The sequence below is a fragment of the Streptomyces sp. NPDC008001 genome (assembly GCF_042958085.1).
Taxonomy (GTDB): domain Bacteria; phylum Actinomycetota; class Actinomycetes; order Streptomycetales; family Streptomycetaceae; genus Streptomyces.
The window spans coordinates 413,798-431,583 of sequence record NZ_JBIBIZ010000006.1; the positions used below are offsets into that span (position 1 = coordinate 413,798).

Genomic DNA, 17,786 nt, shown 5'->3' on the forward strand with positions numbered 1-17,786 from the left:
ACAACTTTCGGAACCGTTCCGGCACCCTTTCGACCTAGGACCCGCCTGGTCCTGCAGCCCGATGCGAGGGCGCGGCGGGCGGGCTAGCGTGCACAGCGTGTTGCAGACGACCCAGCCCCACGAGACCGCCATACCCCATTCTGAAGGGGTGAGCGCCGATGAGTTCCGTGCCGCCCTCGCCCGCCTCGCCGCCGGAGTGGTGCTGGTGACCGCGCACGACCCGGAGCACGGCCCGCGCGGCGAGGACGTCGGAATGACGGCGACGGCCTTCCTCTCCGTATCGCTCGATCCGCCGCTCGTCATGGTGAGCGTTCGCAACGACTCCCGCATGGACGACCTTCTGGAGCGGCAGCCGCTGTGGGCGGTGTCCGTCCTCTCGGAGAGCCAGCGGCACGTCGCCGGGCGCTTCGCGATGAAGGGAAGAATCAGCGACCGGCTCCTCTTCGAGGACATCCCCCACGCGCCCGGTACGGCCACGGGGGCGCCGCTCGTGCGCGGCGCGCTGTCGACGCTGGAGTGCCGGACGGAGCAGCGGGTGCCGGCCGGGGACCACACGCTGGTGATCGGAAGGGTGCTGGCGGCGACGGCGCCGAGCACGGAGAGCGGCCCGCTGACGTACTTCAAGGGGAAGTACCGGCGGCTGGGGTGAGGGGGCGGGACGGGACGGGCGGGACGGCCTCGGGCCTCAGCCCCAGTCCTTACCGGTGCGCCCCCGCTTGGTCTCGGCGCGCTGCTTCTTCTGCCGCAGCCGCCGTTCGTTGATGCCGCGCGGGATCTTCGTGGCGCGCCGCGGGCGGGGCGGCGGGGCCGTGGCCTCGGCGAGCAGGGAGGCGAGGCGGACGGCGGCGGTCTCGCGATTGCGCCACTGCGAACGGTGCTCGGAGGCCCGTACGACCACGACGCCGCCGACGAGACGGCCCGCCAGACTGGCCAGCGCGCGCTCCTTCCACACCTCGGGCAGCGCTTCCGTACGGGCGAGGTCGAACCGCAGCTCGACCTGGCTGTCGCTGGTGTTGACGTGCTGGCCGCCGGGGCCGGAGGAGCGGGAGAAACGCCACTGGAGCTCGGCCTCCGGCAGGGAGACCGAACCGCGGATGACGTAGGGGCCGGACATGCCCCCAATGATCCCGCGCCGGACGGGCGTCCGTCACCTCGTTTTGCGCCACGGCGTCAGGGATCGGCAAAGAAAGTAAAGGCGGATGGAACCCCGGGGTCCTCGGTCGGCGTTAACAAGGGTGACGGTCGCCCGCGTGCCGCGGTGCGCTGCAGATCCGACGCAGACCTGACCAGAAGACCAGAAAGGGACAATTCCCATGGCTGTAAGCCTGTCCAAGGGCGGCAACGTCTCCCTCACCAAGGAGGCCCCGGGCCTGACGGCCGTCACGGTCGGCCTCGGCTGGGACGTCCGCACCACCACCGGCACGGACTTCGACCTCGACGCGAGCGCCATCGCCGTGAACGCGGCCGGCCGCGTCTACTCCGACGCCCACTTCGTCTTCTTCAACAACAAGTCGACGCCGGACCAGTCCATCGTCCACACCGGTGACAACACCACCGGCCAGGGCGAGGGCGACGACGAGTCGATCAACGTCAACCTCGCCGCCCTCCCGGCCGACGTCGACAAGATCGTCTTCCCGGTCTCCATCTACGACGCGGTGACCCGCAGCCAGAACTTCGGCCAGGTCCGCAACGCCTACATCCGCATCGTCAACCAGGCCGGCGGCGCCGAGCTCGCCCGCTACGACCTGAGCGAGGACGCCGCCACCGAGACCGCCATGGTCTTCGGCGAGCTCTACCGCAACGGCGCGGACTGGAAGTTCCGCGCGGTCGGCCAGGGCTACGCGTCGGGCCTGCAGGGCATCGCGCAGGACTTCGGCGTCAACGTCTGAGGAGTCCGGTAGTGGAGGGGGCTGTCCTGCGGGTGCGGGGCGGCCCCCTTCTCTTGCCCCCTTGCCCCCTTGCCCTTTGCCCTGCCGTTTTTTGTTCAGCGCAGGAAGCCGCGCTCGTCCACGCTGCGCGTCGGGGTGCCGAGGAAGACGTCGGCGGGGGCGGCCCCGTAAGCGACGTTGAACGTCTCCAGCCGGTACGCCCACGGACCGCCCTGGTTGCCGTACCGGTAATTGATCTGCCACCGCACCCACTGGCCGGGGACGAGCCGCACCTTCGGCGGCCGCCGGTTACGCCGCGGCGCGCTGAAGTGCGTGACCTCCGGCGGCCCCACCTGCAACGCCCCGCCCCCGGCCTCCTCCCGAAGCACCAGCCCAGCCCGGGAAAGGTCCCGCTCGGACATCCGCGGGCTGAACCCCTCGGCTTCCCTCATGGCGACATCGTGCAGGCCGGACGTCATACCGGGCGGAAGGGGAAATGCCACGGGAGCGGCATTACGCACTGCGGCCCCGTCCCCACCGCGAGACGCTTTGGTCCACGACGTACTCACCCGCTGAACGATGACCTTCATGGGGATGATCATCGGTCGTTCTGCTGGGGTTATGCCAACGCTTTCTGGAGCTGGGGTTTGTGGTGCGGATCCGTGGGTTGGGTGCGGGTCAGAACAGGCTGGCAGCAGGGGGAGGGGTGGGGGTGCGGGTTCGGTTTGGGATTGCCTGGGCCCGGTGGGCGGTTGGCCGCCGTACTCCTGCCGTCGCGGATGCGGGCGCGTGAGGAGACCTTGCGGAGGGATTGTGGCTGGCGGGGAGCTGGCAGCTGCCGCGATGTGGTGCCTGCCGTCGTGGGCGCTTCGCTCAGCTCGCCACCGTCGTGGCTGAGCGGGCAGCTGTCCCTGAGTGGGGGCTGGTGGGAGGGAGCAGAGCTGGTGGGACAGCTGAGGTGCGCGGCGGGCAGTTAAGCCCCGTTATCCACCCGCCTGAGGGCCAGACCGGTTGATTACCGTGCTGAGAAGGGCAAAAAGGCCGCCAACAGGCAGTTGAGCCCCCTTATCCGCCGGGACCACGCCCCGGCCGGTGGATTTCGTGCCAAGAACGGCCCACCAGCCGCCAGCCCCCTCCCCTCCGCACCCGCCCGCTCAGCCACAACGGCGAGAAACTGAGCGAAGCGCCCACGACGGGCCCAGACACATCGCGGCAGCAGCCAGCTCCCCCTCAGCCCAGGCCTATGCGCAAGGTCTCCTCACGCACCCGCATCCGCGACGGCACGAGTACGGCGGCCAACACCCCACCGGCCGCAAACAAAAGCAACCGGACCCAAGCCCCCTACCCCTCCCCCTGCTGCCAGCCTGTCTTGACGCCCGCCCCCACCCACACGTCACCCGCGCTTCAACGCCTCCACGAAGGTCCGCCAGGCCACGGGCCGGAAGGCCACGACCGGGCTGGCCCCGAGCAGCTTGGAATCCCTGACCGGGACCGTGCCGGGTATGTTGTCGGCGACTTCGACGCAGTCGTCAGTGCCCGTTCCGCCACCACCGCCGCTGTACGAACTTTTGCGCCATGCCCGAGCGTTCACATTCTGCTCAGTTGTCATCTGCGTACTCCTCTGCCACCGATTCGATGAGCCCCAAGGACGCCTCCCGCGGCAGCGCAGCAGCCCTCACGAAATCGTAGGCCAGCCGGAACCTGGCCACGCGAACCGGATCGTCCACCAAGGTGCCGGTCATGGCGCCTTCTGCATACGCGACAGGCGGGGCGTCATCAAAGGCCATGAGTTTCACCATTCCGCCGAGCACGGGAGCGCCCGAGCTGAACGGCAGGACTTGCATGATGATGCGTTCCGCACGGACCAGCTCTGCCAGGCGCGCCAACTGCGCGTGCATAACAGCGGCCCCTCCTGTCGGACGCCGGATGACGTGCTCGTCGATGACGGCCCACAACAAGGGCTTTGTGGCATGTTCGAGGATGTGCTGACGCTCCAGTCGTGAGGCCACCCAGGAGTCGACATCGCTGTTCAGGGCCAAAGGGAAGGCAGCCTTGAAGACAGCATGCGCATAGGACGCCGTCTGGAACACCCCAGGCACGAACATGGGTGCGTATGCATGGATCTCGGTGGCGATCGTCTCAAGGTATGCGACGTCCGCGAAGTAGTGCATGGCTGGAGAGCTATTGATCAGCTCCTCGCACATGCGCCCGAAGAAGCCGTCCGTTCCCAGCTCCGCATCAATCCGTTGCGCGATGTCCAGCTGCGGCTTACGGATCCCCGTTTCGAACTGGCCGATGTACGCCCCTGAGCAGAACACCCGACGCCCCAGCTCCTGCTGCGTCATTCCGGCCGCCTCGCGGCGCCGCTTCAGCTCGGTGCCGAAGAAGCCCCAGCCGAACTTCGTCTGACCGCCGTAGCGGGCCGCACCCTCACCCCTGGCCACAGGTTAACTCCCTTGTTTTACCTGTTCGTTGTAGGGCTGCACCCCCTCCCGAGCCTAGCCCCACCTCGCGACGCTGTTCACACACTCAGCAACAGGCGATACGAGAGGGCCCCGCAGTGACCAGCGAGACCAAGGCCGATACCCGCCCCGACACCAACGCCCCCACCCCCTGCACGCACTGCACCCGGCTCAACGACGAGCGGCATGAAGCCGAGCTCCGGGGCGACAAATCCGCCGCCGTGGACGCCCTGGTCCTCCTCCGGCGCCACTGGCGCGCCACGCACCACGCGCCGGGCGGGGAGGCGGCGCAAGGTGGGTAGAAACAGGGGGAGCAGGCCGCCATGCCCGCCGTACCACACGGCCAACCGGTTGCGTACACTCCGTAACCAGCTGCTGAGCAGCGGAGTTGGGGTTCGTCGGGGCGGGTACGTGTTACCCAAGGAGGGGAACCCGTGGAGACAGGACACACGCACCATGGACGACGGCGACTCACTCGAACGCATTCTTGCCGCGGCGATCAGCGACCGGGACCGCGAGCCAGAGCTCTGTCCGGGGTGCAGGCGGCCCCTGCGGGTCGTCGTCGTGGCGGAGAGCCCGGGCGATGCGACATCCCCGGCGATCGTGCGCGGCGTCTGCCCCGTGTGCCCCAAGGGGCTGGGTGCCGCGGCCCCCTGAAGCACCTGGCCCTGGCCTGTCCGAACTGCCAGAACATGATGCAGCAGATGGGCAATGGCGTGTACAAGTGCTGGAGCTGCGGATACACCAGCACAGGGTGAAGCCCGGGGGTATGCCCGCGGATGCGGGCGGGGGCGAATGCGGAGATGCTGGGTGGGTCAGCGTTCCGTGAGGAGGACGACCATGTCCATGCTCGACAAGCTCAAGGGTCTGATCAAGGGCCATCCCGACCAGGCGCGGCAGGGTGTCGACAAGGCGGGCGACGCGTTCGACGCCCGCACCGGGAACAAGTACCAGTCCCAGACCGACACCGCCCAGCAGAAGCTCAACGAGCAGTTGGGCGTGCAGGAGCGGCCCGAGGACCGGCCGCCGACCTGATCAAACGGCCCCAACCGGCCCCGGCCCGCATCCGGACCGCGCCACCGCAGTCACCAAAGGCGGTCGATCTCGCCCGGGTAGAGCCCGATGCGGCTCTGTTCGAAGGCGTCCGCGTCACTGCGGGCCCGTGCCGTGAAGAAGGCGCCCATCGTGACCTTGTCGAAGCCCGGCCGGTCGCTGGGGAACGGGTCCCGGGGCGTGCCGCCGATCAGCACCGTCCCGGGCAGGGCCTGCCAGCCTGCGCTTTCGTAGAAGCCCTGCAGGGGGCGGTCGCAGGTGAAGAGTGCCAGGTCCGTGCCGTTCGCGGCGATCGCCTCACGGGCGGCGGCCACCAGCTGCCGCCCGTATCCCTTGCCGCGGTGCGCCGTGTCCGTGACGACGGCGCTGAGGCCGGAGGCCCGGTACGTCCGGCCCGCGTGCGTGATCTCCTTCGACAGGATGTCCAGTGCCGCCCGTACGCCGCCGTCGTCCCCGACGAGCAGCATGGCGACGGGGCGCAGCGCCGGGTCGTGGGGACCACCGCCGGGCCAGGCCCGGTCCTGCAGTGCCTGGACCTGGGCGCGGAGCCCGGGCGGGGTCTCCGGCTCCGCCATGGTGAGGATCCGCATGTGCCTCGCCCCCTCCCTGCTTCTCACCGTCCGGTGACGCCCCCGCAGGCTAGCCCAGCGCCGCCGCGCCCGCCTTGGCGAACTTCTCGTCCAGGTCGCCGCTGGGCGCTCCGGCGACGCCGATGCCGGCCACGGGCGCGCCCTTGACCTGGACCGGCGTTCCGCCGGGGAGGAAGAGCGTGCCGGGGATGTCCTTGAGGTTCGGGGTGCTCTGGAGACGCTTGATGAGCTCCGAGGTGGGGGCGTTCCAGGAGACGGCCGTGAAGCCCTTCCGTACGGCCGACTCGTACGACTGCGGGCCCGCGCCGTCGCCGCGCAGCGTCACCAGCGTGTTGCCGTTGCGGTCGATCACCGCGACGGAGACCTTCTGGCCGTCCTTCTTCGCGGCGGCCAGTGCGGCCTGGGCGGCGCGCGCGGCCGCGTCCACGGACAGGTGCGCCGACTCGGTCACGCCGCTGCCGGCCACGGAGACGGGAGCCTGCCGCTCCGCCGCGGGCGAGGCGGTCGCCGACGAGGCCGTCGCCGTGACCGCCCCGAACGTACCGGCCGCGACGACGGCGGCCCCTGCCGCACCCACGAGTACACGGTTCCGGGCGGAGAGCTTTCCGAGCGCAGACTTCATTTTCGGCTCCTCAACAGGCCAGTGGTTGTCTTGCGCTCTCCATCCTTCGTGCCGCCCGCGCCGCGGGCATCGGCGTCCCGGCTGCCCGCCGGGTCAACCGATCGGCTGATGCGACGGCCCTCCGCACCGGTTAGGAACAGGGGGTGACCCCTACCGACGATGACGACCCCGGCGCCCGGCGCCTCGCCCTCGTCATGCACGCCGCCTTCTTCCTGCTGCTCGGCGCGTCCTTCGCCCGTTTCCTCATCCGGCACCCCGGCGATCCCCGCACCCCCTGGATCGTCGTCCTCGGCGTGCTGCTGGCCCTGCTCTACGTCCTGAGCCCGGTCTTCGCCGCGCAGCCCCGCCGGCAGCTGTTCTGGCTCGCGGCCGTCGTCGCGACCTGGGTCGTCCTCGTCGTGCTCGCGCCGAGCTTCGCGTGGTGCTCGGTGCCCCTGCTCTACACGGGGCTGCGCACGCTGCCCGCCCGCGCGGCCGTCCTCCTGGTCGGCTTCCTCACCGCTCTGGTCGTCGTGGCCCAGCTCCGGCTCTCCCACGGCTTCGACCCGACCCTCGTGCTCGCGCCGCCCGCCGTGGCCGCGATCGCCACCGCCGTCTTCCTCCACACGCAGCGCCAGACGGAGCGGCAGCGCGCCCTGATCGACGACCTGGTCCGTACGCGCCGGGAGCTGGCGGCGACCGAGCGGCGTGAGGGGGCGCTGGCCGAGCGGCAGCGGCTGTCGATGGAGATCCACGACACGCTCGCCCAGGGCCTGTCCAGCCAGCGGATGCTGCTGCAGGCCGCGGACCGCACCTGGGACGCCGACCCGGAGGCCGCCCGCCGCCACACCCGCACCGCCGCCGAGATCGCCGCGCGCGGCCTGGCCGAAACGCGCCGGTTCGTCAACGACCTGGCGCCGCCCCAGTTCGACGGGGGCGCGCGGCTGGAGGACGCGTTGCGGGCGCTGGCCGCCTCGGAGACGGCCGAGGGCGCCGAGGGGACGGGCACCCCGGTGCTCTTCCACCTCGACGGCACCCCGGTCCCGCTCCCGGACGGGGTGCGGGCCGCGCTGCTCCGCATCGCGCAGGGCGCCCTGGCGAACGTCCGCGAGCACGCCGGCGCCGGAACGGCCGCCCTCACCCTGAGCTACCTCGGTGACCAGGTCGTTCTCGACATCGCCGACGACGGGCGCGGCTTCGCTCCGGGCGCGCCGCCCGGGGCGGCTCCCGGGCGCGGCCACGGGCTGCCCGCGATGCAGGCGCGCGTGCGGCAGCTCGGCGGCACCCTGACCGTCGAGTCGGCGCCGGGCGAAGGCACCGTCGTATCCGTATGCATTCCCCTGAACCTGGAGCACCATTGAACGATCCCGGTCCCACGGACCCCACCGCCCCCACTCCCGCCCCCGCCTCCGCCCCCATCCGCATCCTCCTCTGCGACGATCACGCCGTCGTACGGGCCGGGTTGCTGGCCCTGCTGGCCAGTGCGCCGGGGATCGAGGTCACCGGGGAGGCGGGCAGCGGCGAGGAGGCGGTCGTGCTGGCCGCCCGGCTACGGCCCGACGTCGTCCTGATGGACCTTCAGCTGGGTCCGGGCGGCATGGACGGGATCGAGGCGACGCGCCGCATCGTCGCCGGTGCGGCGGCAGCCGGGACGGCGGCGGCGCCCCGTACGGCAGCGCAGTCCGACACCGCCGGCGGAGCCCGTACGTCCGCCGCGGCGGAACGCAGCGGTCCGTATGTCCTCGTCCTCACCACGTACGACACGGACGCCGACATCACCCGCGCCATCGACGCCGGTGCCACGGGGTACCTGCTGAAGGCCGAGCGCCCGGAGGAGCTGTTCTCGGCCATCCGCGCGGCCGCCGAGGGCCGTACGACGCTGTCGCCGCCCGTCGCGAGCCGCGTCATGGCGCGGGTGCGCGGCGCGGGGCGGCCCGCGCTCACCGACCGCGAGCGGGACATCCTCGGGCAACTCGCCCGCGGGCTCGGCAACCGGGAGATCGCCCGTGCCCTGTTCATCAGCGAGGCGACGGTGAAGACCCACCTTGGGCGGATCTACGACAAGTTGGGTGTCGACACACGTGCGGGCGCCGTGGCAGTGGCCAAGGAACAGCGGCTGTTGCCCTGAGCTTTCCCAACTCCTCACCCGGGCTTCACGTCAACTTGATGCCGGCGGCCCTAGCCTGACGGCGATCCATGCGGTCTGCGCGGCTCCGCTTGTATGCAATCCCATCGGATCGCATACAACCGCTGCTCTCGAACTGAGATGCGCCGAATTTCAAGTCCAGACCAGCCCCGGTCAGTTCACCGCATAGCGGAATCAATCAACCGCGTTTCGGAGAACGGCAGATCAAATCCTTGTTGCGCCCCTGTCAATGTCGGTCAGGGAGTGGCACTCTCTGTCTCAATCCACTCATGCACCACTCCTGCACCACCGGGCGGCCGCCACCCGTGCTGCCCTAACCCCCCTCAAAGGGACGTGAGTTCACGGCCCGCACATAGGAGACAGAGTTGAGAAGCGTCACCTCCACCTCCCGCAAGAACACCCTGCGCGCCGCCGCGCTCGTCGCCTCCGCCGCCATGGTCGTCGTGGCCGTGCAGACCGGCTCCGCGAGCGCCACCCCGGACAAGGCGAGCGAGGCTTCGCCCCTCGCCGTCTCCGCAGGGCAGCGGGTCGCCGCGATCAAGGACGCGCAGTCCGCGGCTCCCTCCACCGCCGCGAAGCTCGGCCTCGGCGGCAAGGAGAAGCTCGTCGTCCGTGACGTGGTCAAGGACGCGAACGGCACGGTCCACACCCGCTACGAGCGCACGTTCGACGGTCTGCCGGTGCTCGGCGGCGACCTCGTCGTGCACGAGGCCAAGGGCGGCAAGCGCAGCGTCGACAAGGCGACCGACGCCGAGATATCCGTGCCCAGCACCACCCCCGCGCAGGCCCCGGCCGCCGCGAAGAAGAGCGCGCTCAGCGCCGCCGCGGACGAGAAGACCGCCAAGGCCGGCGCCGACCGCGCGCCGCGCAAGGTCGTCTGGGCCGCCGAGGGCAAGCCTGTCCTCGCCTACGAGACCGTGGTCACGGGCGTCCAGAAGGACGGCACGCCCAGCAAGCTGCACGTGATCACCGACGCCAACACCGGCAAGAAGCTCTTCCAGCGCGAGGCCATCGAGACCGGCTCGGGCACCAGCACGTACAGCGGCACGGTCCCGCTCTCCACCACCAAGGGCGACGACGGCTACGAGCTCACGGACGGCGAGCGCGGCGGCCACAAGACGTACAACCTGGACCAGGGCACGGACGGCACCGGCACCCTCTTCACCAACTCCACGGACACGTGGGGCGGCGGCGCCCAGACCGCGGCCGTCGACGCCCACTACGGCGCGGCCGTGACCTGGGACTTCTACAAGAACGTGCTCGGCCGCACCGGCATCAAGAACGACGGCGTCGCCGCGTACTCCCGTGTCCACTACGGCGACAACTACGTCAACGCCTTCTGGGACGACGAGTGCTTCTGCATGACCTACGGCGACGGTGAGGGCAACAAGAACCCGCTGACCTCGCTCGACGTGGCCGCGCACGAGATGAGCCACGGCGTCACCTCCGCCACGGCCGGCCTGAACTACAGCGGCGAGTCCGGCGGCCTCAACGAGGCCACCTCGGACATCTTCGGCACCGCCGCCGAGTTCTACGCCAACAACTCGACCGACAAGGGCGACTACCTCATCGGCGAGGCGATCAACATCCGCGGCGACGGCTCGCCGCTGCGCTACATGGACAAGCCCAGCAAGGACGGCAAGTCCAAGGACTCCTGGTCCTCCTCGCTCGGCCGCCTGGACGTCCACTACTCCTCGGGCCCGGCCAACCACTTCTTCTACCTGCTGTCCGAGGGCAGCGGCACGAAGACGATCAACGGTGTGACGTACAACAGCCCGACCGCCGACGGTTCCAAGGTCACCGGGATCGGCCGGGACAAGGCCACCAAGATCTGGTACAAGGCCCTGACCACGTACTTCACCTCCACCACCAACTACAAGGCGGCCCGCACCGGCACCCTGAAGGCCACCGCGGACCTCTACGGCTCCTCCAGCGCGGAGTACAAGGCGGTCGCCGCCGCCTGGACCGCGATCAACGTGAAGTAACGGTGTGAAGTAACGATCAACCGCACATGAGTCCGGGGTGCCCCGCCGCCGACGCGGGGCACCCCGGACTCGTACGCGTTCACCCGGCCCGCTCGCACGCGTTTACGCGTCCGCCCCGCCGCCGTGACACCATCGACGCGTGATCGACCTCGGCTACTCGCTCTCGCGCCGCTTCCCCGACCCTCCGCAGACGGACTACCGCACCGCCGACGTGCGGGCCCTGCGGCACGACCTGTTCTGCGGGGACGTCTACATCGCCGACGTCAAGGCGGACCGCGAGCTGTCCACAGCCTGGGGATGGGTGCCGGTGCTCGACTTCGCGTGGGCGCTGTGCGACGTCCTGGAGCAGATCGACCGCGACCCGCGGGGCAACCGCTCGGCGACCCCGCAGTTCGCCGAGCTCGACTTCACCGAGTCCACCGACTGCATGCTCTTCGAGCGGCGCTTCGGCTGGGTGGAGGTCTCCGCCGACTGGATGCCGGCCGACGAGCCCGCGCTCACCTTCGACCACCGCGCCCTGCGCCGCGAGGCCCGCGACTTCCTGCACGACCTCATCGCCGACCTGTGCGACATGCACGAGGGCCTCGCCGACAATCCGGTCATCTGGGACCTGCAGGCCCGCTTCCCCCGCGTGTGAGCCCGCTCCGGGGTTAGGCTCGGCAGAGGTGACGTGCGGGGACGCTCCCCGCAACCGGCCTCCACCGAAGGGGAGTTAACCTGTGGCCACGGGCAGCGGCGGCGGAACCGGGGACAACGAGGCCGGGGCCGGGGCCGGGCCCGGAGCCAGGCCCGACGCCGGGGCCGTGCTCCGCCTCCGCGACGTCTCGGTCTCCCGGCGCTCCACCGGCGCCGAACCCCTGGCCCCGCTGTCCTGGACCGTACGGGCCGGCGAGCACTGGGCGCTGCTCGGGCCCAACGGCGCGGGGAAGACGACGCTGCTGCGGCTCGCGGGCGCGGTGATGTTCCCGACCACCGGGACGGTGGACCTGCTGGGCCACCGGCTGGGCACGGTCGACGTCCGGGAGCTGCGCGCCTTCGTCGGGCACGTCAGCCCGGCGCAGCGCGTACCGCCGCACTGCACCGCCCACACGGTGGTCCTGACCGGCGCCACGGGCACGGTCCAGCCCTTGTGGGACCGCTACGACGACGCGACGCGCGAGCGCGCGGCCGCGCTGCTGAAGGAGCTCGGCTGCGACGCCCTGCAGCAGCGCCGTTTCGGGGAGTGCTCGCAGGGCGAGCAGGCCCGCATCCGGATCGCGCGGGCCCTGCTGCCCGCGCCGCGGCTGCTGCTGCTCGACGAGCCGTTCTCGGGCCTCGACCTCCCCGCCCGCGAGGACCTGGTGGACTCCCTGGAGGACCTGGCCCGGTCCCGGCCGGACCTGGCCACGGTGACCGTGAGCCACCACCTGGAGGAGTTGCCGTCGAGCGTGAGCCACGTGCTGCTGCTCAGGGACGGCCGTCCGCTGACCCAGGGGCCGGTGGCGGAGACGCTCGGCAGCGCGTCGCTCTCCGCGTGCTTCGGACGGCCGATCGAGCTGGTCCGCAACGGCGCGCGGTGGCATGCGCGGACGGTCCGTACCCATGGCTGAGGCACGGAGCTTCGAACGGCGAGGAGGACGAGTGGGCGGCACGGCGCCGGAGGCCGGCGGAGAAGCGGTTCTGCGGTTCGACCGGGTGAGCGTGCGCAGGCCGCCCGCCGGGCACCTCGTGCTGCACGACGTGAGCTGGACCGTACGGGCGGGCGAGCACTGGGCCGTGCTCGGCCCGAACGGCGCGGGGAAGACCTCCGCCCTGCGGCTCGCCAGTGGCCTCGGCTTCCCGACGGAGGGCACGGTGGACGTGCTCGGCCGTCGCGTGGGGCGGGTCGACGTGCGCGAGCTGCGGGCCGTGGTGGGCTCGGTGGCGTCCGGCCACCGCCTCCCGGAGTCGCTGACCGCGCACACCGCCGTCCTGACCGGCCTGACCGGCACCGCACAGCCCCTGTGGAAGATGTACGGCGACGCCGACCGCAAGCGTGCGGGTGAGGTGCTGGAGGAGCTGGGCTGCGCCGGGCTGGCGGACCGCGAGGTCGGGGTGTGCTCGGAGGGCGAGAAGGCCCGGATCCGGATCGCCCGCGCGCTGATGACCCGGCCGTCGCTGCTCCTGCTGGACGAGCCGTTCAACGCGCTGGACCTGCCCTCCCGGGAGGACCTGGTCGAGGCCCTGCACGCGCTGGCGGAGCGGCAGCCGCAGCTGGCGACGGTGACCGTCACCCACCACGTGGAGGAGCTGCCGCCCGCCGTGGATCACGCGCTGCTGCTGCGTGACGGGGGCGTCGTGGCGGCCGGTGCGGTGGAGGAAGTCCTCGACAGCGCCACGCTGACGCGGTGCTTCGGCCGCCCCATCACGGTGGCCCGCCAGGGGCACCGCTGGGTGGCCACGTCGGCCAGGGGCTGACGACCGGGCGCCGCCGGGCACAAGAGCCGGGCCCTCCCGGCCCGCGTCAGCGCCGCGCGCTCTGCTCCGCGTTCCGCGCCGCGATGCCCTGCCCCTGCTCGCTCCGCCGCGCCCTCAGGAAGCACACCGTGATCGCCGCCCCGGCCACCGACAGGCCCGCCGACAGGACGAAGCTCCACCCGTAGCCGAGCGCTTCCGCGACCGTGCCGCTGATGAACCCGGACACCATGATCCCCAGGTCCCAGAAGGAGATCATCACGCCGACTGCCGCGCCCTGCTGCCCGCGCGGGGAGCGGTCGACGATGACGGCGATCATGGCCGGGTAGAGCAGGGCGACCCCGGCCCCGGTGATCGCCGTGCCGAGCAGGGCCCCGGCCGCGTCGGGCCGGCAGGCCAGGACCAGCAGTCCGCAGGCCTCCACGGCGGCGGCCGCGACGAAGGCCGGCACGCCGCCGAGCCGGTCGACCACGGGGCTGCCGGCGGCCCGGGTGACCAGGAAGGCGGCGGCGAAGACGGCGAGCGCGGCCTGGCCGCCGCCGATGCCCGCGTGCCGGAGGTACAGGAGCAGGACGGTGCTGATCGCCCCGTACCCGTAGCTGGTGAGCAGATAGGCGAGGCCGGGGAGCCGGGAGCCGCGCGGGAGCAGCGACCCGGGGGCGGGCGCGGTGCGCGGGCGGGCCGGCGGGTTGCGGGTGGAGATCGCCAGGGCCATGCCGGCCAGCGGGAGGAGCGTGACGGCGGCCCAGACGGCGGAGTCGCCGTGCCAGGCGTGCAGCAGCCCGGCCAGGACCGGTCCGGCCGAGAGGCCGCCCCACATGGACAGCCCGAACCAGCCGGCCACCCGCGCCCGGCGGCCGTCCGCGCTGCCGCGCATCACCCAGGAGATCGCCGAGGTGAACAGGGTCCCCTCCCCCGCCCCGAGCAGGAGCCGCGCCAGGACCAGGACGCCCAGGCCGGGCGCCCACAGGTGCCCGAGCCCGCCGAGCGCGCCGAAGACGGCGCCCAGGACGACGGTCCGGCGAGGCTGCCCGGCGTCCACGGCCCGCCCGGCGAAGGGCCGGCAGACGGCGGCGGCGAGCGAGGCGACACCCACCACGGCGGCCACCGTCCAGGTCGCGGCGTGGAACCGGTCCTCGGTGAAGGACGGCAGGGTCTGCAGGGTCGCGCCCAGGGAGAGGTAGCCGCAGAAGGCGGCCAGCCACAGGCGTACGACCGGTGCCTGCTGGGGCTGGTGCGCCTCTTCGGCGGGGGCAGGGGCGGGGGCGGACACGGCGGCTCCCTCGCGGACCCGGAGGTCCGGGGTCGGGCACGGGCACGGGCCGGGCGCGGCGCGGCTAGGACGCGCCGCGCACGTCCGGTGTGCCCTGCCCGTCCGGCGTGCCCGGCAGGAAGTTCTTCTCGATCGCTGCGAGCGTGCGGAACTGGCTCAGCTCCATCGTCTCCACCGCGAGGTCCCGTCCGGTCACGGATTCGAGGAGCATGATGAACTCCATGAAGCCGAGGGAGTCGATCAGCCGGTTCTCGATCAGATCGGTGTCGGGCGGGATCTCGCCCACGCCGGGGTTCTTCTCGGCGAGCCACGCCCGGACGGAGTCCATTGGGTGTGCCATGCACTCTACTCCCCTCGATCGGCGGCGTGTTGGCCGTTCGGATCCTTCTTCTACTGATGCTTCTGCTGCAGCTTCTCCGTCTGCTTCTCCGTCTGCTTCTCCGCGACGAGCACCGTCGACGCCCCCTGTGCCACCTGGTGGACGACGGGATCGGTGAAGCCCGCTTCCCGCAGCAGCCGGGCGGCCTCGCCGACGGTGTAACTGCGCCCTCCGCCCCACAGGGTGAACGCGGACAGGTTGTGCAGCGTGGTGAACTGCGGCCGGGTGCGGGACTCGTCGAGGAAGTAGCCGTTCACGACGAGCTTGCCGCCCGGCCGCAGGGCCCGGTGCGCGCGGCCGACGATCGACTCGCCCGCCTCGCGGCTCTCCTGGTGCAGGATGTTGGACAGCAGGACGGCGGAGACGCCGGTGCCGAAGGGATCGGTCAGATAATCGCCGGGCGTCACACTGATCCGGTCGGCCAGCCCCGCCTCGGCGACGGTGCTCTCGGCGAGGGGCAGGACGCTCGCCAGCTCCAGGATCCGCACGGTGGCGTCCGGATGGCGGCGGCACAGGGCGATGGCGTACGTGCCCGCTCCGCCGCCGACATCGGTGACCTGCGCCCCGGCGGGCAGGTCGACGTGCTGCGCCACCTCGTCCGCGATCCTGCGGGCGTACTCGTGCATGCCGAGCACGAAGTCGGCCATGTAGCGCGGGTCCTGCCACAGCCGGGCGTCGCGGCCCTCGGCCGGCCGGCCGGTGCGGACGACCTCGGTGAGCCCGTTCCAGGGCCGGGACCAGCGGCCCATGACGCGCACCCAGCGGGCCAGACTCTCCGGGGACCCCTCGCACAGCAGCCGCCGGGCGAGCTCCGTGTCGGCGTACTCGTCCCCCTCCTTGGTGAGGAGCTTGAGGGCGACGCCGGCGTTCAGCAGGCCTTCGGTGGCGAGCGGGTGGGCGCCGCTGCGCCGGGCCACGTCCTGCGCGGACAGCGGTTTCTCACTGAGGAGTTCGAAGACGTCGAGTTCGGACAGGGTGTAGAGCACCTGCGCCTGCCAGGCGCCCAGGGCCATCTGGGTGACGTGAGCGGCACCGAAATCCATCCGGGCTCCCTTCGCGGTCCTTCGCGGTCCTTAGCGTTCGTGCTGTTCGTACCGGCGGCGGAATTCCGTGACGATCGCCGCCGCCGTGGCACCGCTGTGCACGCGGTCCACGGACTCCCCGCAGTACATGGCCATCTCCTCGATCCGCCCGGTGCAGTGCCGCGTGGGCGTGGCGGCGCTGTAGCGCGGTACGGGGTAGCGGCGGCCGTGGTGTTCCGTGGTGGAGATGAAGGCCTCCGGCAGGCCGGGGCCCGCGTCGGTGACGGGGGTGCGCAGGACGCGGTGGCGCCGGCCGGGCCACCCGACGCGGTAGAGGCCGGTGACGACGGTCTCGGCGGAGCCGCCGCGCAGCACCCGCTCCTTGAACACCGGGTGCGCGTCGGACTCCTGGGCCGGCACGAACAGCGTGCCGCACAGGGCCCCGTCGGCGCCCCGCCGCTCGGCCGCCGCGAGGTCGCGCCCGTCGCCGATGCCGCCCGCCGTGACGAGCGGGAGGTGCGGGTGGGTGTGGCGGACACCCGCGATCAGTTCGCCGGCCTCCCGGTCACCGAGCAGGTGGCCGCCGGCTCTCCTGTTCTGCAGCACGACGACGTCGGCCCCCTGGTCGGCCGCCCGCCCGGCGTCGGCCGCGCTGCCGACCTGGACGACCACCGCGCGGCCTGCGGTACGTCCTCCGCCACGACCTGCGGGGCGCCGCACTCGTCGCAGCAGTTCCGTGCAGCGCGGCCCGGGAAGGCCGAAGAAGGTGAGGAACGCGTGGTCCGGCAGGGCGCCGAGGGCGGCGCTGAGCTGTTCCTCGGCGCGGGCGTCGCCGACGACCTCCGGAATGATGTTGATGCCGAACGGCCGGCCGGTGCGCTTCCGTACGCGTTCGATCAGCTCCGGGATGTGCTCGGGCCGTTCCTTGTAGAGCGCCAGGCAGCCTCCTGCTCCGGCTTCCGACACGGCTCCTGCCAGTTCGGGGCCCGCGACGCCACCCATGCCCGCCTGCAGCAGCGGAACGTCGATGCCCAGGGCGTCACAGAGCCGCGCGCTCACGCTCGCTCCCGGCCGTCCGCGGCCGCGGTGCCGGGGGCGTCCATGGCGGCGGCCGCCTCCTCGACCGCCTCCCGGGCCCGGCCCGGGTCGCCCGCGTGGAGGTCCACGAGCGCGTGCACCCAGCGTTCCAGCCCGAACGCGGCGCAGCCGGTGAACGCCGGCCTGCCCGCGTACGTGATGCCGCAGCGCTCCCCGAAGAAGTTGAGGTGGTAGTTCGTGGAGGCCACGGCCGTGCCGTCGCCGTACGAGAACTCCTCCTTGACCGGCTCCAGGGCCTGGAAGAGCTGCCGCGCATCGTGCCGGCGGAAGAAGGGGTCGGAGGCCCGTTCCCGGGTGAGCCCGAGGCCGAGGCGGCCGGCGAAGTCGTGGATCCGCTGCCGGAAGGCGGCGAGGTGGCCGCGGACGTCCTCGGCGCCCCCGATGCAGATCACCTCGCGCATGCGGAAGGCGCCGAGCCGCCGCAGGCCGTGGTACTCCTGCTCGGCCCGGTGGCAGGTCGCCACCGTGGTGACCCGCAGCGGCGCCGTCAGCTCGTCGCCGGCGACATGCAGATAGGCGCCGTAACAGGCCGCGGACGGCAGCACATGCCCGGTGTCGGCGAGGTCGCCCGCCCGTACCGTCGTCACTTCGGCCTGCTCCGCGTATCCGGCCCAGCGCCCGGAGTCGAGGCGCCCCACGACGGAGACCAGGTGGGGGAAGTTGCGGAAGTAGTCGAGTCTGCTGAGGTCGGCCGCCGCCAGCAGCGGCGGGAAGTCCATGGTGCCGGCGCCCTCTTGTACGCCCCAGGAGGCGAAGACGGCGTCGAGGGTGTGCAGCAAGGCGGTCGCCTCGTGCCCCAGGGTGGCCAGGCCGTCTTTGACGACCCAGGGCGCACCGGCCTTCGTGGTCACAGGCATGTCCTCCTCGGCCAGAGGT

At 71.9% G+C, this 17,786-nt stretch carries 21 protein-coding genes; 10 read left to right on the top strand and 11 right to left on the bottom strand.

Annotated elements, in window-relative coordinates; all coding sequences use genetic code 11:
• The first annotated feature begins 61 nt into the window (after window positions 1-61).
• Window positions 62-649, top strand: a complete 588-nt coding sequence (locus ACFZCD_RS18480) for a flavin reductase family protein (protein WP_391831991.1) — start codon at window positions 62-64, stop codon at window positions 647-649.
• 36 nt (window positions 650-685) lie between these two features.
• Here ACFZCD_RS18480 and arfB read toward each other — a convergent pair whose 3' ends face one another.
• On the bottom strand, window positions 686-1,123 hold the full coding sequence (gene arfB / locus ACFZCD_RS18485) for an alternative ribosome rescue aminoacyl-tRNA hydrolase ArfB (protein WP_391832276.1): 438 nt from the start codon (window positions 1,121-1,123) through the stop codon (window positions 686-688).
• A gap of 190 nt (window positions 1,124-1,313) precedes the next feature.
• On the opposite strand from arfB, the gene ACFZCD_RS18490 reads away from it, so the two are divergent.
• Complete coding sequence (locus tag ACFZCD_RS18490; RefSeq protein WP_391831993.1) at window positions 1,314-1,889, top strand: TerD family protein; 576 nt, start codon at window positions 1,314-1,316, stop codon at window positions 1,887-1,889.
• Window positions 1,890-1,984: 95 nt separating this feature from the next.
• On the opposite strand, the gene ACFZCD_RS18495 is transcribed toward ACFZCD_RS18490, so the two are convergent.
• From ACFZCD_RS18495 to ACFZCD_RS18505, 3 genes are all read right to left on the bottom strand, one after another.
• Window positions 1,985-2,320, bottom strand: coding sequence for a hypothetical protein (locus ACFZCD_RS18495; RefSeq protein ID WP_391831995.1), 336 nt, complete (start codon window positions 2,318-2,320; stop codon window positions 1,985-1,987).
• 941 nt (window positions 2,321-3,261) lie between these two features.
• Window positions 3,262-3,477: a DUF397 domain-containing protein gene (locus ACFZCD_RS18500; protein WP_391831997.1), complete on the bottom strand. Its 216-nt coding sequence runs from the start codon at window positions 3,475-3,477 to the stop codon at window positions 3,262-3,264.
• A complete protein-coding gene (locus tag ACFZCD_RS18505; protein WP_391831999.1) occupies window positions 3,467-4,312 on the bottom strand; it encodes a helix-turn-helix transcriptional regulator in 846 nt (281 codons plus the stop codon). The genes ACFZCD_RS18500 and ACFZCD_RS18505 overlap by 11 nt, the downstream gene beginning before the upstream one ends.
• A 116-nt stretch (window positions 4,313-4,428) precedes the next feature.
• On the opposite strand from ACFZCD_RS18505, the gene ACFZCD_RS18510 reads away from it, so the two are divergent.
• Window positions 4,429-4,632: a hypothetical protein gene (locus tag ACFZCD_RS18510; RefSeq protein ID WP_391832001.1), complete on the top strand. Its 204-nt coding sequence runs from the start codon at window positions 4,429-4,431 to the stop codon at window positions 4,630-4,632.
• 538 nt (window positions 4,633-5,170) lie between these two features.
• Window positions 5,171-5,365, top strand: coding sequence for an antitoxin (locus ACFZCD_RS18515; RefSeq protein ID WP_391832003.1), 195 nt, complete (start codon window positions 5,171-5,173; stop codon window positions 5,363-5,365).
• 50 nt (window positions 5,366-5,415) lie between these two features.
• Here the strand turns inward: ACFZCD_RS18515 and ACFZCD_RS18520 are convergent, their stop codons facing one another.
• Together ACFZCD_RS18520 and ACFZCD_RS18525 are read right to left on the bottom strand one after the other, a co-directional pair.
• Window positions 5,416-5,973, bottom strand: a complete 558-nt coding sequence (locus ACFZCD_RS18520; RefSeq protein ID WP_391832005.1) for a GNAT family N-acetyltransferase — start codon at window positions 5,971-5,973, stop codon at window positions 5,416-5,418.
• A 49-nt stretch (window positions 5,974-6,022) separates the two neighbouring features.
• The gene (locus tag ACFZCD_RS18525) at window positions 6,023-6,595 is read right to left on the bottom strand and encodes a heme-binding protein (RefSeq protein WP_391832007.1); all 573 of its coding nucleotides are present in this window, start codon (window positions 6,593-6,595) and stop codon (window positions 6,023-6,025) included.
• Window positions 6,596-6,789: 194 nt separating this feature from the next.
• Here ACFZCD_RS18525 and ACFZCD_RS18530 point away from each other — a divergent pair, with 194 nt between their 5' ends.
• The 6 genes from ACFZCD_RS18530 to ACFZCD_RS18555 all read left to right on the top strand — a co-directional run bounded on the left by ACFZCD_RS18530 (window position 6,790) and on the right by ACFZCD_RS18555 (window position 13,141).
• The gene (locus ACFZCD_RS18530) at window positions 6,790-7,935 is read left to right on the top strand and encodes a sensor histidine kinase (RefSeq protein ID WP_391832278.1); all 1,146 of its coding nucleotides are present in this window, start codon (window positions 6,790-6,792) and stop codon (window positions 7,933-7,935) included.
• Entirely contained in the window at window positions 7,905-8,702 is a 798-nt protein-coding gene (locus ACFZCD_RS18535; RefSeq protein ID WP_391832009.1) for a response regulator, read from the top strand. The genes ACFZCD_RS18530 and ACFZCD_RS18535 overlap by 31 nt, the downstream gene beginning before the upstream one ends.
• 383 nt (window positions 8,703-9,085) lie before the next feature.
• The gene (locus ACFZCD_RS18540) at window positions 9,086-10,705 is read left to right on the top strand and encodes a M4 family metallopeptidase (RefSeq protein ID WP_391832011.1); all 1,620 of its coding nucleotides are present in this window, start codon (window positions 9,086-9,088) and stop codon (window positions 10,703-10,705) included.
• Window positions 10,706-10,844: 139 nt separating this feature from the next.
• Window positions 10,845-11,342 carry a hypothetical protein gene (locus ACFZCD_RS18545; RefSeq protein ID WP_391832013.1) on the top strand — a complete coding sequence of 166 codons (498 nt, stop codon included), beginning with the start codon at window positions 10,845-10,847 and terminating at the stop codon, window positions 11,340-11,342.
• 166 nt (window positions 11,343-11,508) lie between these two features.
• Window positions 11,509-12,294 (top strand): ABC transporter ATP-binding protein, encoded by a 786-nt coding sequence (locus ACFZCD_RS18550; protein ID WP_391832280.1) that lies wholly within the window; start codon window positions 11,509-11,511, stop codon window positions 12,292-12,294.
• 31 nt (window positions 12,295-12,325) lie between these two features.
• Window positions 12,326-13,141: an ABC transporter ATP-binding protein gene (locus ACFZCD_RS18555; protein WP_391832015.1), complete on the top strand. Its 816-nt coding sequence runs from the start codon at window positions 12,326-12,328 to the stop codon at window positions 13,139-13,141.
• A 46-nt stretch (window positions 13,142-13,187) separates the two neighbouring features.
• Here the strand turns inward: ACFZCD_RS18555 and ACFZCD_RS18560 are convergent, their stop codons facing one another.
• The 5 genes from ACFZCD_RS18560 to ACFZCD_RS18580 form a co-directional block, all read right to left on the bottom strand.
• Window positions 13,188-14,411: an MFS transporter gene (locus ACFZCD_RS18560; protein ID WP_391832017.1), complete on the bottom strand. Its 1,224-nt coding sequence runs from the start codon at window positions 14,409-14,411 to the stop codon at window positions 13,188-13,190.
• A 64-nt stretch (window positions 14,412-14,475) separates the two neighbouring features.
• Window positions 14,476-14,751, bottom strand: coding sequence for an acyl carrier protein (locus ACFZCD_RS18565; protein WP_391832019.1), 276 nt, complete (start codon window positions 14,749-14,751; stop codon window positions 14,476-14,478).
• Between the two features lie 50 nt (window positions 14,752-14,801).
• A complete protein-coding gene (locus ACFZCD_RS18570; protein WP_391832021.1) occupies window positions 14,802-15,833 on the bottom strand; it encodes a methyltransferase in 1,032 nt (343 codons plus the stop codon).
• 30 nt (window positions 15,834-15,863) lie between these two features.
• On the bottom strand, window positions 15,864-16,871 hold the full coding sequence (locus tag ACFZCD_RS18575; RefSeq protein ID WP_391832023.1) for an NAD(P)H-dependent flavin oxidoreductase: 1,008 nt from the start codon (window positions 16,869-16,871) through the stop codon (window positions 15,864-15,866).
• Window positions 16,868-17,767, bottom strand: a complete 900-nt coding sequence (locus tag ACFZCD_RS18580; protein ID WP_391832025.1) for a hypothetical protein — start codon at window positions 17,765-17,767, stop codon at window positions 16,868-16,870. Before ACFZCD_RS18580 ends, ACFZCD_RS18575 begins: the two co-directional genes overlap by 4 nt.
• Window positions 17,768-17,786 lie beyond the last annotated feature (19 nt).

Coding starts and splice junctions, on each gene's coding strand:
- ACFZCD_RS18495 (WP_391831995.1), bottom strand. CDS start 2,320: ATGAGGGAAGCCGAGGGGTTCAGCCCGCGGATGTCCGAGCGGGACCTT.
- ACFZCD_RS18500 (WP_391831997.1), bottom strand. CDS start 3,477: ATGACAACTGAGCAGAATGTGAACGCTCGGGCATGGCGCAAAAGTTCG.
- ACFZCD_RS18580 (WP_391832025.1), bottom strand. CDS start 17,767: ATGCCTGTGACCACGAAGGCCGGTGCGCCCTGGGTCGTCAAAGACGGC.
- ACFZCD_RS18490 (WP_391831993.1), top strand. CDS start 1,314: ATGGCTGTAAGCCTGTCCAAGGGCGGCAACGTCTCCCTCACCAAGGAG.
- ACFZCD_RS18530 (WP_391832278.1), top strand. CDS start 6,790: ATGCACGCCGCCTTCTTCCTGCTGCTCGGCGCGTCCTTCGCCCGTTTC.
- ACFZCD_RS18525 (WP_391832007.1), bottom strand. CDS start 6,595: ATGAAGTCTGCGCTCGGAAAGCTCTCCGCCCGGAACCGTGTACTCGTG.
- ACFZCD_RS18520 (WP_391832005.1), bottom strand. CDS start 5,973: ATGCGGATCCTCACCATGGCGGAGCCGGAGACCCCGCCCGGGCTCCGC.
- ACFZCD_RS18565 (WP_391832019.1), bottom strand. CDS start 14,751: ATGGCACACCCAATGGACTCCGTCCGGGCGTGGCTCGCCGAGAAGAAC.
- ACFZCD_RS18515 (WP_391832003.1), top strand. CDS start 5,171: ATGTCCATGCTCGACAAGCTCAAGGGTCTGATCAAGGGCCATCCCGAC.
- ACFZCD_RS18480 (WP_391831991.1), top strand. CDS start 62: ATGCGAGGGCGCGGCGGGCGGGCTAGCGTGCACAGCGTGTTGCAGACG.
- ACFZCD_RS18535 (WP_391832009.1), top strand. CDS start 7,905: ATGCATTCCCCTGAACCTGGAGCACCATTGAACGATCCCGGTCCCACG.
- ACFZCD_RS18570 (WP_391832021.1), bottom strand. CDS start 15,833: ATGGATTTCGGTGCCGCTCACGTCACCCAGATGGCCCTGGGCGCCTGG.